17 protein-coding genes are annotated in these 14121 nt (G+C 71.3%); 14 read left to right on the forward strand and 3 right to left on the reverse strand.

Annotation, left to right across the window (positions count from 1 at the left end):
• Positions 1-36: 36 nt before the first annotated feature.
• The 5 genes from NBT67_RS10360 (at position 37) to yciH (ending at position 5964) form a co-directional block, all read left to right on the forward strand.
• Positions 37-1242, forward strand: a complete 1206-nt coding sequence (locus NBT67_RS10360; RefSeq protein ID WP_251341648.1) for a PGF-CTERM sorting domain-containing protein — start codon at positions 37-39, stop codon at positions 1240-1242.
• A gap of 167 nt (positions 1243-1409) precedes the next feature.
• The gene (locus NBT67_RS10365) at positions 1410-2372 is read left to right on the forward strand and encodes an AAA family ATPase (RefSeq protein ID WP_251341649.1); all 963 of its coding nucleotides are present in this window, start codon (positions 1410-1412) and stop codon (positions 2370-2372) included.
• Position 2373: 1 nt separating this feature from the next.
• The gene (locus NBT67_RS10370) at positions 2374-3417 is read left to right on the forward strand and encodes a DUF58 domain-containing protein (RefSeq protein WP_251341650.1); all 1044 of its coding nucleotides are present in this window, start codon (positions 2374-2376) and stop codon (positions 3415-3417) included.
• Positions 3414-5597, forward strand: coding sequence for a transglutaminase TgpA family protein (locus tag NBT67_RS10375; protein WP_251341651.1), 2184 nt, complete (start codon positions 3414-3416; stop codon positions 5595-5597). The genes NBT67_RS10370 and NBT67_RS10375 overlap by 4 nt, the downstream gene beginning before the upstream one ends.
• Positions 5598-5670: 73 nt before the next feature.
• Entirely contained in the window at positions 5671-5964 is a 294-nt protein-coding gene (gene yciH / locus NBT67_RS10380) for a stress response translation initiation inhibitor YciH (RefSeq protein WP_049935096.1), read from the forward strand.
• A gap of 103 nt (positions 5965-6067) precedes the next feature.
• On the opposite strand, the gene NBT67_RS10385 is transcribed toward yciH, so the two are convergent.
• Positions 6068-6418 (reverse strand): rhodanese-like domain-containing protein, encoded by a 351-nt coding sequence (locus NBT67_RS10385; protein WP_251341652.1) that lies wholly within the window; start codon positions 6416-6418, stop codon positions 6068-6070.
• Positions 6419-6768: 350 nt separating this feature from the next.
• Here NBT67_RS10385 and NBT67_RS10390 point away from each other — a divergent pair, with 350 nt between their 5' ends.
• Together NBT67_RS10390 and NBT67_RS10395 are read left to right on the forward strand one after the other, a co-directional pair.
• Positions 6769-7140 (forward strand): Hsp20/alpha crystallin family protein, encoded by a 372-nt coding sequence (locus NBT67_RS10390; protein ID WP_251341653.1) that lies wholly within the window; start codon positions 6769-6771, stop codon positions 7138-7140.
• A gap of 410 nt (positions 7141-7550) precedes the next feature.
• Positions 7551-8021, forward strand: a complete 471-nt coding sequence (locus NBT67_RS10395; RefSeq protein ID WP_251341654.1) for a DUF7384 family protein — start codon at positions 7551-7553, stop codon at positions 8019-8021.
• A gap of 26 nt (positions 8022-8047) precedes the next feature.
• Here the strand turns inward: NBT67_RS10395 and NBT67_RS10400 are convergent, their stop codons facing one another.
• Positions 8048-8674 carry a non-canonical purine NTP pyrophosphatase gene (locus tag NBT67_RS10400; RefSeq protein ID WP_251341655.1) on the reverse strand — a complete coding sequence of 209 codons (627 nt, stop codon included), beginning with the start codon at positions 8672-8674 and terminating at the stop codon, positions 8048-8050.
• A gap of 186 nt (positions 8675-8860) precedes the next feature.
• On the opposite strand from NBT67_RS10400, the gene NBT67_RS10405 reads away from it, so the two are divergent.
• Genes NBT67_RS10405 through NBT67_RS10435 form a run of 7 tightly spaced genes read left to right on the forward strand, consistent with a single transcriptional unit; the run spans position 8861 to position 13762 of the window.
• The gene (locus tag NBT67_RS10405) at positions 8861-10093 is read left to right on the forward strand and encodes a translation initiation factor IF-2 subunit gamma (RefSeq protein ID WP_251341656.1); all 1233 of its coding nucleotides are present in this window, start codon (positions 8861-8863) and stop codon (positions 10091-10093) included.
• Between the two features lie 17 nt (positions 10094-10110).
• The gene (locus tag NBT67_RS10410) at positions 10111-10476 is read left to right on the forward strand and encodes a PIN domain-containing protein (protein WP_251341657.1); all 366 of its coding nucleotides are present in this window, start codon (positions 10111-10113) and stop codon (positions 10474-10476) included.
• Position 10477: 1 nt separating this feature from the next.
• Positions 10478-11050, forward strand: coding sequence for a DNA-directed RNA polymerase (locus tag NBT67_RS10415; RefSeq protein WP_251341658.1), 573 nt, complete (start codon positions 10478-10480; stop codon positions 11048-11050).
• Positions 11050-11247: a transcription elongation factor subunit Spt4 gene (gene spt4, locus NBT67_RS10420; protein ID WP_251341659.1), complete on the forward strand. Its 198-nt coding sequence runs from the start codon at positions 11050-11052 to the stop codon at positions 11245-11247. Before NBT67_RS10415 ends, spt4 begins: the two co-directional genes overlap by 1 nt.
• Positions 11248-11249: 2 nt before the next feature.
• A complete protein-coding gene (locus NBT67_RS10425; protein WP_251341660.1) occupies positions 11250-11795 on the forward strand; it encodes a GTP-dependent dephospho-CoA kinase family protein in 546 nt (181 codons plus the stop codon).
• 41 nt (positions 11796-11836) lie between these two features.
• The gene (locus NBT67_RS10430; protein WP_251341661.1) at positions 11837-12157 is read left to right on the forward strand and encodes a 30S ribosomal protein S24e; all 321 of its coding nucleotides are present in this window, start codon (positions 11837-11839) and stop codon (positions 12155-12157) included.
• Positions 12158-12166: 9 nt separating this feature from the next.
• Complete coding sequence (locus tag NBT67_RS10435) at positions 12167-13762, forward strand: bifunctional N(6)-L-threonylcarbamoyladenine synthase/serine/threonine protein kinase (RefSeq protein WP_251341662.1); 1596 nt, start codon at positions 12167-12169, stop codon at positions 13760-13762.
• A 7-nt stretch (positions 13763-13769) separates the two neighbouring features.
• Here NBT67_RS10435 and NBT67_RS10440 read toward each other — a convergent pair whose 3' ends face one another.
• Positions 13770-14063, reverse strand: coding sequence for a DUF8106 domain-containing protein (locus NBT67_RS10440; protein ID WP_251341663.1), 294 nt, complete (start codon positions 14061-14063; stop codon positions 13770-13772).
• Positions 14064-14121: the final 58 nt, after the last annotated feature.

Genomic DNA, 14121 nt, shown 5'->3' on the forward strand with positions numbered 1-14121 from the left:
AGCATATCCCCGGGACTCGGCAAGGCTCCCGACGGAATGTTCGATGTCCGAACCGTCTTCGTAGCCGTCCTGCTCGTGGCGAGCGTGGTCGTCCCTGTCGGGGGCGCCGCGGCACAGCAGGGTGACGCCTACGCCGGAACGCACGTCGAGTTCGAGACGACCAGCGACGCGATCGTCGACTACTCGGTGAACGGCGACACCGTCATCGAGTCGGTGAAAGTGCAGTCGGAGAGTGCGGCCGAGAGTCAGGGTACCGTCGGCGTCGACGCCGGGCTCTCGGCGGTGACCGAACTCACGGCCGCCGCGGTGGCGCTCGAATCGAACACCCAGGTCGGGGCGACGGTGTCCGTCGAGAGCGGGGCGACGATGCGGGCCCACGACAACTCGAAGGGCGTCCTCGTCGTCCGATCCGGGGGCTCGTCGCAGTACGTCACCGCGAACGTCTCGGCCGCCTCGCAGGCCGACGCGAAAAGCGACAGTCGCGTGGTCGTCACGTCCGAGGACGGGACGACGGGGACGTTCCTCGTCGTCGGCGACGGGTCGGTGACCGTGAACGAGCGCGGGGACGTCGCCGCGAACCTGGGGAGCGACGGCAAACTCGTCTTCCGGTCGTACCCCCAGGGTCGCGACGACGCGGACCGGAACCAGGAGCGACTCATCACCGAGGGCCAGGCCGCCGCGGAGGTGTACCTGGTCCCGAAGACCGAGTCGGGCGGTGACCTCGCCGTCGACGTCGTGCAGTACGGCGAGGAGACGACCGTCGAGGTGACCCAGCGGACCGAGGGCACCGTCGAGATGACCGCCGAGCGGTCGTCGAACCAGGGGACGGTCGTCATCACCACCGTCTCCGAGCGGGCGATGGGCTCCGTCGAGGACCTGCAGGTGACCGTCGACGGCGAGGCGGCGGCCCGCGCCTCGTCGTACAGCGAACTCCGGAGCACCGTCGACGGCGGTGACTCCTCGGCGTTCCTCGTCGAGGAGCGGGCGAGCGCGCAGGCCAACGCGGACGTGCTCGTCGCCGTGAACCACTTCTCCGAGCGACGGATCGCGATGCAGTCGGACGGCGGCGACGGCGGTGACGCCGCCGGCGGGAGCGACGACGGAAGCAGTAGCGACGATAGCAGTGGCGACGGCGACGCCGGGGACGCGGAGTCGACCGGCGGGAACGGGCCCGGCTTCGGCGCGGGCGCCGCGCTCGCGGCCCTCCTCGGCGCGGCGCTGATCGCGTCGCGACGCGTCTGAGACGCTTCGCTCGCGCTCTCTCCGACGGGGTGGTGCCTCGACAGCGGGCGCGCGCCAACCGCGGACACCAGCCGAAGGTATAGGTGTGTCGGGGCGTTACACACGCCCACTCGCCGTCGGTCGGTGGCCCGGACGCCCGGGCGAGGTCGTCGGCTCGCTTCACATCCATGACGGACGCAGGCATCCCGGAATCGGAGCACGCGGATCACGTACCGCCGCTGTCGGTGTCCGCCGCCGCGACGCTCACCGACCGAATCATCGACAACGTCGAGGAGGTGATCGTCGGCCAGCACGACGCCATCGAGCACATCCTCGTCGCGGCGCTCGCACGCGGCCACCTCCTCCTGGAGGACGTGCCGGGCGTCGGCAAGACGGTCCTCGGGCGCGCGGTCGCCACCTCCGTCGACTGCTCGTTCAAGCGCGTCCAGTTCACGCCCGACCTCCTGCCCTCCGACGTCACCGGCGTCAACGTGTTCAACCAGAAGACCCGGGAGTTCGAGTTCCGACCCGGGCCGGTGTTCGCGAACGTCGTCCTCGGCGACGAGATCAACCGCGCGCCGCCGAAGACGCAGGCCGCCCTGCTGGAGGCGATGGCCGAAGAGCAGGTGACCGTCGACGGGGAGACCCGCTCGCTGCCCGATCCCTTCATCGTCATCGCGACGCAGAACGACGTCGAACCGGGGCGGACCTACGACCTGCCGATGGCCGAAATCGACCGCTTCATGAAGAAACTCCGCCTGGGGTATCCGAGCGAGGACGAGGAGACCGCGCTGTTGGAACGGGTCGCGGGCGACCACCCCATCGAGTCGCTCGACCCCGTCGCGAGCCTGGACGACCTCCGTGGCGCCCGGCGGACCGTCGCGAACGTCACGCTGAGCGAGCCCGTCCGGCGCTACGTCTCGCGGCTGGCGACCCACACCCGCGAGAACGCCACCCTCGGCGTGAGTCCGCGGGGGGCCATCGCGCTCGTCCGCGCCGCCCAGGCCCGGGCAGTGCTGAACGGCCGCGACTACGTCGTCCCGGACGACGTGCAGACCGAGGCACCGAGCGTCTGGAGCCACCGCATCGACGCCGACGGACCGGGGCGCGACGTCGTCGACGCCGCGCTGACGGCCGTCGCGGTCGAGTGAGATGCCGCGCGTCCTCCCGACCCGGCGCGGCCTCGCCGTCGCCGCCGTCGCCGCCGCCGCCGTCGCCATGGGCGTCGAGTTCGGCCCGCGGGCGCTCGACGCCGTCGTCCTGCCGGCCGCCGTCGTCCTCGCGGCCGCGGGCGTCCAGCTCTACCTCCTCGATCCGCCACGCGTCGACCGGACGACGCCCCCGCCCGGCGATCCGGGAACGACGGCCACCGTCCGCCTCGCCTTCGACACCGACACCCCGGTCACCGGCGTCGTCCGCGACCGCCTCCCCGACGGCGTCGACGGCGACGCCGAGGCGACGACCCTGATCGGGGGGGAGCCGTTCGCCTACGAGGTGACCTACCGGGAGCGGGGCGAGCACGCGCTCGGGCCGGCGACCGTCAGCGCCCGGGACGTCCTCGGTCTCGCGCGGCGCACCGTCGTCACCGAGGGGCGGGACGCGGTGCTCGTGTATCCCCGGGTGTTCCATCCCTCGCCGGCCGTGGGCGAGCGACTGCGGGGGCTGGCCGCGCCGGATCAAGGCGCCGAGCGCGGCGCGTTCGACCACCTCCGGGAGTACGCCCGCGGCGACTCGCTCCGGGACGTCCACTGGAAGTCGAGCGCCAAGCGCGAGGAACTCGTCGTCCAGGAGTTCGCCGACGACGGCGACCGCCAGCGGGTGACGATGGCGGCGAGCGCGGCGCCCGGGCGCGCCGACGCGATGGCCGAGGCGGCCGCCACCGTCGGCTACGCCCTCCTCGACGAGGGGATGGCCGTGTCGCTCACCACCCCGGACGGGGGGCTCCTCCTGACGCCGGGCGACGCCGGGCGGCTGCTCGACCACCTCGCCCGCGTCGGCGACGGCGACGTGGGCGAGAGCGCCGACGTGGTCGTCCGCGCGGACGCCGACGGGGTGACGGTCCGCGTCGACGGCGCGTCGCGGCCGTTCGACCCCGGTGACCGGCGCCGAATCGGCGTCGAGGGAGCGAGCGGGGGCGACGAGGGCGCCGGCACGGACGACGCGCCGCCGGCCGACCGCCGGGAGGTGCGGGCGTGAGTACCGACGCCCGTTCGCCCGGCCTCCTGCCGGGCAGCCTCGACCCGAACTTCCGGGTCGCCGCCCTCTGCTCGCTCGCCGTCCTGACCGCCTCGTACGGGAGCGTCCTCTATCACGTGACGGACGTGGTCGGGGGCTCGCGGCTCATGCTCGCGACGCTCGTGGGGACGGCCACGCTGGCCGTCGCCACGGGGCGGGTCCTCCGGGTGCGGACCGCGCTCCTGTTGACGGCGCTCTTTCTCGTCGGCGGGTTCGCGGTGTACTTCCTCTCCGTGCCGGAGAGCCAGCGGGCGCTCATCTCGGTCGACCGGTTGGTCTCGGACACCGTCGCCCTGCTCACCGGGCTGTCGGTCCTGCGGCTGACGCAGGCGAACGTCTGGGCGCTGTCCGTCGCGCCGACGCCGGTCTTCCTCTCGTGGTATCTCGCCGCCCGGCGCCAGTACGTCTCGAGCGTCGTCGTCGGCGGGGCGGCGCTCGCCCTGGTCGTCCTGACCGGCGACGCGGGGGCGCTCACGACGCTCGCCGGGGTGGTCGGCGCGGCGGCCGTCGTCGGCTTCGGGACGCTGGATCGCTACGGCGGCACGGCCACGCAGGTCGACACGCTGGTGATCCTGCTCGCCGTCGCGGTGGTCGCGGCGGCGACGCTGTCCGCGGTGCCGGCGACGGAGGCGAGTCCCGTCCTCCCCGACCGCGACTCGCCCTCGGGCGTGACCAGCCTCGTCGACGCCCAGGACCGGGTGGAGGTGGTCGGCTCCATCCGACTCTCGCCACAGATCCAGTTCCGCGTCGAGAGCCGCGCCGACGCCTACTGGACGACGGGCACGTACGACCGGTACACCGGCTCGGGGTGGGTGCGGTCCGGCGACACCGAACCGTACACGGGCCGGCTTCGGGGGCCGCCCGACGACGGGACCGAGATCCGACAGACGGTGACCGCCAAGACGGAACTGGGGGCGATGCCGGCGGCGTGGCGGCCGACGGAAGTCGAGGGCATCCCTTCGGACCGCGTCCGGGTGACGCCACAGGGATCCCTCCGGCCGGCGACGACGATCGAGCCCGACGAGACGTACACGGTCACCAGCCGGCTGGTCAGGCCGGACCCCTCCGACGTTCGGGCCACCGTCGACGACTACCCCGACGAGGTGGTCGAGCGCTACACGCAGCTCCCGGCCTCGACGCCGGACCGCGTCCGCGAGCGCGCCCGGGCGGTGGCCGCCGGCGCCGACTCGCCCTACGAGAAGGCGGTCGCCATCGAGTCGCATCTGGAGTCGACCAAGCGCTACTCGCTGACCGTCGACCGCCCCGAGGGCAGCATCGCCGACGCCTTCCTGTTCGAGATGGACGCCGGCTACTGCACCTACTACGCGACGGCGATGGTGGCGATGCTGCGGGCGGAGGGCGTGCCCGCGCGGTTCGTCACCGGGTACACGACGGGCGAGCGCGTCGGGCGGGGGGAGTGGGTGGTGCGCGGCCTCGACTCCCACGCGTGGGTGCAGGTGTACGTCCCCGACGCGGGGTGGGTCCGGTTCGATCCGACGCCGGTCGCGCCCCGGGAGTCGGCGGAGTTCGAGCGCCTGATGGACGCCCGCGAGAGCGGCGAGACGGGGGTGGACACCAACGAGACGCTCGAATCGACGCCCGTGGCGCCCGCTACCGCCCCCGACGGCGGCACGGACGCCACGCCGACGCCGACGCCCACCGGCGGCCAGGACGCCGTGGGGACGCAGTCCGGCCCCGTCGACGACACGGGCACGGACGCGGGGACGACCACCGACGGCGGGCCGGAACTCCCGTCGACCGAGACGCTCGCGCTGTGGGGGGTGATCCTCGTCGGCGTCGGGGCGGCGGTCAGGCGGACCGGCGCGGGCGCCCGGGCGGTTCGGGCGGTGTGGCTCCGGCGGCGCGGCCCGCGTCGCGACCCCGACGCCGACGCGACCCGGGCGTTCGAGCGACTGGTCTACCTGCTCGAACGCCAGGAGGGACCCCGGCGCCCGGGCGAGACGCCGCGGGCGTACGTCGAGCGCGTGACGACCGACGACCGCGCCCGTCGGGTCCTGCGGGCGTACGAACGCGCGCGATACGGGAACGGGGTGGATCGCCGGGAGGCGGACGCGGCGGTCGACGCCGTCGGTGAACTGGTCCGGGAGCGGACGCTCCCGACCCGACCGTTCGTCCGCTGATCGACCGTCGGGAGCGCCGTCGCCGCTCGTCCCGACACTGTTTAATAGCCCCATCCAGTAGCTTTACCCTGTAATGTCGGAAGTCTGCTCGACGTGCGGGCTCCCTGAGGAACTCTGCGTCTGCGAGGACGTGGCCAAGGAGTCTCAGGAGATCAACATCCGCATCGACGAGCGCCGCTACGGAAAGGAGGTAACGATCATCGAGGGGTTCGATCCGAAAGACGTCGACATGGACAGCCTGTCGTCGGACCTGAAGTCGAAGTTCGCCTGCGGCGGGACCGTCGAGGACGGCTCCATCGAACTCCAGGGGAACCATCTCGGCCGCGTGGAGGACTTCCTCCGCGACAAAGGGTTCAACGTCGCGTGATCGTCACCTAGGTATCCGTTCGAACGGCGCTGCCGCCCCGCGGGCGTGCAGGGAGGGGAGCGCGTTGCCCGCCCGTCGAGCCAGTTTCTCCGGGACCCGCGTGCTAGAACGGCGAGTCGGGGGTCTCGGTCTCGCCGTCGCCCGTTTCGAGCGGTCCGTCCCACGCCTCCAGCCCGCCGGCCATGCTCTCGACGCGGGCGTCCGTCGTCCCCTCGTAGGAACCGATGAGCCGTGCGGCCTGCACGCTGGCCTTGCCGTGCGGACAGACGGTGACGATGTGGTCGGCGCCGGCGAAATCCTCGACACGGTCCGGCAGTTCCCCGAAGGGGACGTTCTCGCTGCCCGGGATGTGCCCCCGGTCGAACTCGCCCGGCGAGCGGATGTCGACGATCCGCGGCCGGTCGTCGCTCTCCAGCAACGTCTCGACGTCTTCGGGCGTGATCTCCGCGTCCATACCCGGCCAAGGGGCGTGGAGCCGAATAAGCCTCCGGGTCGATAGAAGCACACGACGTGGTCGACCGACGACGGTAGCCGCTTTCAGGCCCGAAGGCCTCCTCGGTGAAGCGAGTCCTCGAGACGGCCGCGACCCGCCGGGCTCTGATCCGGAGGCCCGTGCCGGTGACCCGGACGACACCCGGAACCCACCCAGCGACGCTCTGCGTCCCCGATTCGGTTCCCCTGCCCCCCTCTCGAACCCGGCCGTCCATCACGGCGAGTTCCGCACCCCGAACGATGACAGAAAAATGAAGAAATATTTTTATAGAACCGCGAACAACCATCTTGGTGGATTCGAGGTGACCAGCCATGGCGCTGCGACCGAGTCCACCCAGTTCCTGGACGAGCGGTATGGACTTCCCCAGTCAGTTCTTCGAAACCGGTCGTGACGACTACGAACTGTACGAGGAAGACGACGAGTTCGTCCTGAGCGTCGAGATGCCAGGGTTCGACCCCGAGGACATCGACGTGACGTGGAACGACGGCGTCCTCAACGTCGCCGCGGAGCGGACCGACGAGTCGCGGAACCGACGCCGGACGTACCACCGCCGGTTCCGGTTCCCGAAGACCGTCGCCGACGAGGACATCTCGGCGCAGTACCGGAACGGCATCCTCGAGATTCGGCTCCCGGTACTCGAGGGCGCCACGACTCGGGGGACGCGGATCGAAATCGAGCACTGACGGCCCCCGAACGGTCGCGACGGTCCGTCTACTCGCCACCCCGGCACCCGATGCCCGGCCCCGTGAGCGTGTACGGGCTGCCGCTCCGGAGCGTCGCGAAGACGGCGCCGTGGGGGAACGGCGCCGAGCACCGAGGTGCCAGTGGGGTGTGCCGGGCGCGCGGGGTGGGGAGGATGGGAACTGAAGCCGGTAGTGCGCGCCCGGTCCAACAGTTACCGTCCCCCGACTTAAATATACGTCAGACATCCGTCGCCCCGTCGTGCGATGAGCGGTCGGGAGGAAGGCTTTTGCTCGCCGCGGCGGAGGGTTCGGCGTGACCGTGACCTGGGCGGACATCTTCGCGCGCGCCGAGCGCTACGACCGGACCGAGGCGGACGTGATCGACGCGCTCCGTCGCCGCCGCGACGGCGATGACTGAGCCCGCGCCGACGCGGATCGTCGCCGACGCGGACGTGCTCGCGGCGGACGTCCTCGTCGGCGGCCACTCGCGGGCGGCACTGGATCGCGTCCGCGAACACTCGTGGCTGACCCTCGTCGCCAGCGACCCGCTCCTCGACGACGCCGAGGCCGTGCTCACCGACCTCGGCGACGCGTCGCTGGCGCAGGACTGGCGCGACCGGATCGAGGGGGCGAGCGAGCGCGTCGACCACCCGGCCGGTGACCACCCGGCGCTCGCGAGCGCCTACCGCGGCGGCGCCATGCACCTGCTGACCCTCGACGAGTCGCTGCTGTCGGCGTCGGCGGGGGCGGCCATCGGCGGGCGGATCGAGACGAGCGTCAGACACCCTCGGGCCTTCGCGACGCTGTTCGACGCCGAGAGCCTCTATCGGGCGGCCGTCGGCGGCGACTATCCGGGGCCTGATCGGGATCCGCGTGAGTGACCGCCGCCGACGGCCCCCCGTGGTCGTCACCGCGTCGCGTACCACTCCGCGAACTTCGACAGGGCGCGGCCGCGGTGCGAGACGGCGTTTTTCTTCGCCGGCCCCATCTCCGCGAAGGTCGTCCCCTCGTGTTCGAACACGGGGTCGTAGCCGAAGCCCTCGTCGCCCCGGGGTTCGACGAGGCGGCCGCGGACGGCGCCCTCGAAGAGTTTGACCGGAGGGCCGGCGTCGGCGTCGTCCTCGCCGTCGGCCGCGGCGGCCGCGGCGCGGTCCCCGCGGTCGATGGGGTCGGGGCTCGCGTCGAAGGGTTCGCCGTCGCAGTACGCGAGGACGCAACGGAAGGCGGCGCGGGCCGGGTCCGCGGCGTCGCGCGCGAGGGCGCTCACCCGCTCGATGCCGAGTTTCTCCTCGACGTACGCGGTGTAGGGGCCGGGGAAGCCGTCGAGGGCGTCGACGAACAGGCCGGCGTCGTCGACGAGGACGGGATCACCGGCGTGTCGGTAGGCCTCGCGGGCGCCGCGGGCCGCGATGGGCTCCAGCGTCGGCGCCTGAATCTCGGGGTAGTCGAAGTCGAGCTGGGAGACCGAGCCGTCGTCGAGATACTCGCGGACCTCCCGGACCTTCCCGGGGTTGGTCGTGACGTACCGAAGCATACCGGCCGTGGGACCGGTCGGGGGAAAGAGGCGTCGGTCCCGAATCGGCCGTCCGGCCCCGTGTTGCGGGGCGGCGGTGCCACCGAGGCGGTGCCGCTCGGCCGTCTCGCCCGCTCGGCCGCTACCCGTCGGAGAACAGCAACTTTATCACCGGCAGGGAGCGAAATTCCTCCAAGATTACTCTCAATGGCGACGGAAACACACCAGCAACCGGAGGTGAACATCGGTCTCGTGGGCCACGTCGATCACGGCAAGACGACGTTGGTCCAGGCCCTCAGCGGCTCGTGGACGGACCAGCACTCCGAGGAGATGAAACGCGGTATCTCCATCCGGCTCGGGTACGCGGACGCGACGTTCCGCCGCTGTCCGGGCGTCGACGAACCGGAGTGTTACACCGTCGACGAGACCTGTCCGGACGGCTCGGAGAGCGAGGTGCTGCGGACGGTGTCGTTCGTCGACGCGCCGGGGCACGAGACGCTGATGGCGACCATGCTCTCGGGGGCCGCGCTCATGGACGGCGCGGTGCTGGTCGTGAGCGCGACCGATCCCGTCCCGCAGGCCCAGACCGAGGAGCACCTGATGGCGCTGGACATCATCGGCGTCGAGAACATCGTCATCGCACAGAACAAGATCGACCTGGTCGACCGCGAGCAGGCGGTCCGGAACCACCAGGAGATCGAGGAGTTCGTCGAGGGGACCGTCGCCGAGGACGCCCCCATCGTCCCGATCAGCGCCCAGCAGGAGGTCAACATGGACCTCCTCATCGACGCGATCGAGCGGGAGATCCCCACGCCGGAGCGCGACGAGAGCGACGCCGCCCGCATGTTCGTCGCCCGGAGCTTCGACATCAACCGGCCGGGGACGACCTGGGCGGACCTCAAGGGCGGCGTCGTCGGCGGCAGCCTCGTCGACGGCACCCTGGAGGCGGGCGAGGAGATCGAACTCCGTCCGGGTCGCGAGGTCGACGAGGGGGGACAGACCGAGTGGCGCCCCATCACGACCGAGGTGCGCTCGCTCCAGGCGGGGAGCCAGTCGGTCGAGGTGGCTCGCCCCGGCGGCCTCCTCGGCGTCGGAACCGGCCTCGACCCGTCGCTGACGAAAGGCGACGCGCTGGCGGGGCAGGTCGCGGGCGACCCCGGGACGCTCCCGCCGACCCACGAGGCCTTCGAGATGGACGTGGAACTGCTGGATCGCGTCGTCGGCGAGGAGGGCGACGAGATCGAGGAGATCTCCACGGGCGAACCGCTGATGCTCACCGTCGGCACCGCGACGACCGTCGGTGCGGTGACCAGCGCGCGGTCCGGCGAGTGTGAGGTATCGCTGAAACGCCCCGTCTGTGCGGAGTCGGGGTCGAAAATCGCCATCAACCGCCGGGTCGGGGCCCGCTGGCGGCTCATCGGCATCGGCACGCTCAAGTGACAGGGCCACCCGTCGCCATGGACACCAGCGCGCTCATGATGCCGGTCGAATGCGACGTGCGTGTCTTCGACGAACTCGACCGCCTGCTGGGCGACGTCGAGTTCGTGACGCCGGCCGCGGTGATCGCGGAACTGGAGACCCTGGCCACGGGTGCGGGCGAGGAGGCCACCGCCGCCAGTGTCGGCCGGGACCTGGCCGACCGCTGTCGCGTGGTGGAGACGGACGCATCGTACGCAGACGACGCCCTCGTCGAACTCGCCGAACGCGGCGAGTGCGAGTACGTCGTGACGAACGACGGCCCACTGAAAGACCGCCTGCTCGAACGCGGCGTTCGGGTGATCGGTTTAAGGGGTCGGAACACACTGAACATAACACAACCTTAGCATGTACAAACGGGTACGACTCAAGGACACGGTCGAGGTGCCGCCGCGGCACCTCGCCGACGTGACGCCCGAGCGGGTCAAGCGCCTGCTCCAAGACAAACTCGAAGGCCGGATGGACGAGGAGGTGGGGAGCGTCGTGAGCGTCGTCGAGGTTCACGACATCGGCGACGGTGCGGTGTTGCCCAACCGCCCCGGCGTCTACTACGAGGCCGACTTCGACGCCATCACCTTCGATCCACAGATGCAGGAGGTCGTCGACGGCACCGTCGTCGAGGTGGTGGAGTTCGGCGCCTTCGTCGGGATCGGCCCCGTCGACGGCCTGCTCCACGTCTCACAGATCTCCGACGAATACCTCGCCTACGACGGCGAGAACCAGCAACTCGCCTCGACGGAGACGAACCGAACGCTCGGCGTCGACGACGAGGTCCGGGTGCGGATCGTCACCAAGAGCGTCGACGAGCGCAATCCCCGGGACAGCAAGATCGGACTGACGGCGAAACAGCCGGGACTGGGCAAGCACGGCTGGCTCGAAGAGGAACGACAGAAACGCGAGGCGCAGATGGAGGGTAACTGATGGCCGAGGACCGCCTCGCCTGCCGTGAGTGTCACTTCATCAACGACCCCGACACGCAGACCTGCGCGAACTGCGGGTCGTCGAGCCTCACGGAGGACTGGGCGGGCTACGTCATCATCACCCACCCCGAGCGTTCCGAAGTGGCCGAGGAGATGAACGTCTCCGAACCCGGCGGCTACGCGCTGAAGGTCCGCTGACCGTGCTCGAACTCCCCGACGACCTCCGGGGAGCCTTCAAGGAGCCACTGGGCCCGGTCTTCACCGATCCCGCGGCCCTCCTCGCTGCCGACGGCGCCGGCCGGCCGCTGATCGCCGTCGGCGACGTGGTCACCGCCCACCTCGTGGAGGCCGGCCGCCCGCCCGACGTCGCGGTGATCGACGGCAAGACCGAACGCCACGCCGTCGCCGACGAGGTGGCTCGCTCCCTGCCGGCCCCGGACGTCGAGGTGACGAACCCGCCAGCGACGCTCTCCGAAGAACTGCTGGAGGCGCTCGTGGCTGCCCTCGACGACGGCCCCACCGTCGTCGGCGTCGACGGCGAGGAGGACCTGGCGACGCTCCCGGCCCTCCTCGCGGCGCCGCTCGGGGGCGCGGTCGTCTACGGCCAACCGGGGGAGGGGATGGTGCTCGTACCCGTCACCGAGGAGTCGCGGGCGACCGCCCGCGACCTGCTCTCCCGGATGGCCGGCGAGGTGGACGCCGCGCTCGCGATACTCGGCGATTCGGCCGATTCGGGCGCTTCGTAATCCTTTTGTCCGGTTCGAGACCACGTATGGGTAACTGAACGATGGATATCGATATCATCGAGGAAGACGAGAACCCCATGTTGCACCGCACCGACGTGCGTTTCCGGATCACTCACGAGGACGCCACCCCCTCGCGACTCTCCGTTCGAGACAGTCTCGCGGCCAAACTCAACAAGGACTCCGACGAGGTCGTCGTCCACGAACTCGACACGAAGTTCGGGATGCGCAAGACCATCGGCTACGCCAAGGTGTACGAGAGCCCGGACCACGCCCGCGACGTCGAGCAGGACCACATGCTCGACCGGAACAAGATCAGCGCCGACGCCGAGGACGCCGAGGACGCCGACGCCGAAGAGGCATAGCGGACACCGATGCGGATCCTCGGCATCGAGGGGACGGCGTGGGCGGCCAGCGCCGCCGTCTACCGGTTCGACCCGGACGCTCCCCTCGACGCCGACCCGCCGTTCATCGAAACCGACGCCTACCAGCCCGACAGCGGCGGCATTCACCCGCGCGAGGCCGCCGAACACATGGGCGAGGCCATCCCCGCCGTCGTCGAGGCGGCCCTCGACGCCGCCGACGGTCCGATCGACGCCGTGGCCTTCTCACGGGGGCCGGGTCTGGGTCCCTGTCTCCGCGTCGTCGGCACCGCCGCCCGCGCCCTCGCCGGCACCCTCGACGTGCCCCTCGTCGGCGTCAACCACATGGTCGCCCACCTCGAAATCGGGCGCCACGGCTCCGGCTTCGACTCGCCCGTCTGCCTGAACGCCAGCGGCGCCAACGCCCACCTGCTGGGCTACCACGACGGTCGGTATCGCGTCCTCGGCGAAACCATGGACACCGGCGTCGGGAACGCCCTCGATAAGTTCACGCGACACGTCGGCTGGTCACACCCCGGCGGCCCGAAGGTTGAGGACGCGGCCAGGGACGGCGAGTACGTCGACCTGCCCTACGTCGTCAAGGGGATGGACTTCTCGTTCTCGGGGCTGATGAGCGCCGCCAAGGACGCCTACGACGAGGGGACGCCCGTCGAGGACGTCTGCTTCTCGTTGCAGGAGACGATCTTCGCCATGCTGACCGAGGTGGCCGAACGCGCCCTGTCGCTGACGGGATCGGACGAACTCGTCCTCGGCGGCGGCGTCGGGCAGAACGACCGCTTACGGGAGATGCTGTCGACGATGTGTGCCGACCGCGGCGCCGAGTTCTACGCGCCCGACCCCCGCTACCTACGGGACAACGCCGGCATGATCGCCGTTCTCGGCGCGAAGATGTACGCCGCCGACGAGACGCTGGCCGTCGAGGAGTCGGCGGTCGATCCGAACTTCCGGCCCGACGAGGTGCCGGTCACCTGGCGGCGCGACGAGTCGGTCGCCGTCGCTCCCGAGGAGTCCGCCGAGCGGCAGGGTGCCGAGGCCGTCGTCACGGTGGCGGCGGACCGCGTCACCAAGCGCCGCCTGTCGAAGTCGTACCGCCATCCGACCCTCGACGAGCGCCTCCGCCGGGAGCGGACGGTCGCGGAGGCGCGCCTGACGAGCGAGGCCCGGCGGCGGGGCGTCCCGACGCCCGTCGTCCGCGACGTGGACGTGGCCGAGGCGACGCTGACGTTCGACCGGGTCGGCGAGTCCGACCTCGCGGCCGCCCTCACGCCAGCCCGCGCCCGCGTCGTCGGCGAGCATCTCGCGACGCTCCACGGCGCCGGCGTCGTCCACGGCGACCCGACGGTCCGGAACGTCCGCGTCGACGGGGAACGGTGCTACCTGATCGACTTCGGTCTCGGCTACCACAGCGGCCACGTCGAGGATCACGCGATGGACTGTCACGTCTTCGAGGGGAGCGTCCGGGGGACGGCGACGGCGGACGCCGCGGAGGCGGCGCTGTCGGCGTTCGAGGCGGGGTACGCGGAGACGGGCGAGGCGGCCGTCATCTCGCGCCTTCGGGACGTCGAGGGGCGCGGCCGGTACCAGTGACCGGCGATCAGCAGTCGGATTCGGCCGCCCCGCCGGTGAACAGCGCCGTCCACGCCGACCAGTAGCGCTCCCAGGCGTCGACACAGCGGTCGAGGGCGCCCGCCCGGACCGGCCGCCGATCCGTGCCACGGCGCTCGTCGACGACGGTTCGACACTCGGGGCAGCGGACGCGCCGGTGGCCGCCGACCGTCCGGACGTCCCAGTCGCCGTCGAGCGGACTCGCGTGTCCGCACTCGGGACAGAAGAGCGTCGCCTTGCGGTCCTCGCCGGTGGAGGGCGACCGCGCGGGGGTGTGTTCCATCGGTTCAACCTTGGCGTCCGAGAGGCATAATTCTGGCGCCTCAGCGTCCAGAACGGAC

Origin of the sequence: Haloplanus sp. GDY1 (assembly GCF_023703775.1) — an archaeon.
In the GTDB taxonomy this organism is placed as follows: Archaea; Halobacteriota; Halobacteria; order Halobacteriales; family Haloferacaceae; genus Haloplanus; species Haloplanus halophilus.

Coding starts and splice junctions, on each gene's coding strand:
- NBT67_RS10390 (WP_251341653.1), top strand. CDS start 6,769: ATGGCGCTGCGACCGAGTCCACCCAGTTCCTGGACGAGCGGTATGGAC.
- yciH (WP_049935096.1), top strand. CDS start 5,671: ATGTCGGAAGTCTGCTCGACGTGCGGGCTCCCTGAGGAACTCTGCGTC.
- NBT67_RS10440 (WP_251341663.1), bottom strand. CDS start 14,063: ATGGAACACACCCCCGCGCGGTCGCCCTCCACCGGCGAGGACCGCAAG.
- NBT67_RS10395 (WP_251341654.1), top strand. CDS start 7,551: ATGACTGAGCCCGCGCCGACGCGGATCGTCGCCGACGCGGACGTGCTC.
- NBT67_RS10360 (WP_251341648.1), top strand. CDS start 37: ATGTTCGATGTCCGAACCGTCTTCGTAGCCGTCCTGCTCGTGGCGAGC.
- NBT67_RS10405 (WP_251341656.1), top strand. CDS start 8,861: ATGGCGACGGAAACACACCAGCAACCGGAGGTGAACATCGGTCTCGTG.
- NBT67_RS10415 (WP_251341658.1), top strand. CDS start 10,478: ATGTACAAACGGGTACGACTCAAGGACACGGTCGAGGTGCCGCCGCGG.
- NBT67_RS10365 (WP_251341649.1), top strand. CDS start 1,410: ATGACGGACGCAGGCATCCCGGAATCGGAGCACGCGGATCACGTACCG.
- NBT67_RS10435 (WP_251341662.1), top strand. CDS start 12,167: ATGCGGATCCTCGGCATCGAGGGGACGGCGTGGGCGGCCAGCGCCGCC.
- NBT67_RS10400 (WP_251341655.1), bottom strand. CDS start 8,674: ATGCTTCGGTACGTCACGACCAACCCCGGGAAGGTCCGGGAGGTCCGC.
- NBT67_RS10370 (WP_251341650.1), top strand. CDS start 2,374: ATGCCGCGCGTCCTCCCGACCCGGCGCGGCCTCGCCGTCGCCGCCGTC.
- NBT67_RS10410 (WP_251341657.1), top strand. CDS start 10,111: ATGGACACCAGCGCGCTCATGATGCCGGTCGAATGCGACGTGCGTGTC.
- NBT67_RS10430 (WP_251341661.1), top strand. CDS start 11,837: ATGGATATCGATATCATCGAGGAAGACGAGAACCCCATGTTGCACCGC.
- NBT67_RS10385 (WP_251341652.1), bottom strand. CDS start 6,418: ATGGACGCGGAGATCACGCCCGAAGACGTCGAGACGTTGCTGGAGAGC.
- spt4 (WP_251341659.1), top strand. CDS start 11,050: ATGGCCGAGGACCGCCTCGCCTGCCGTGAGTGTCACTTCATCAACGAC.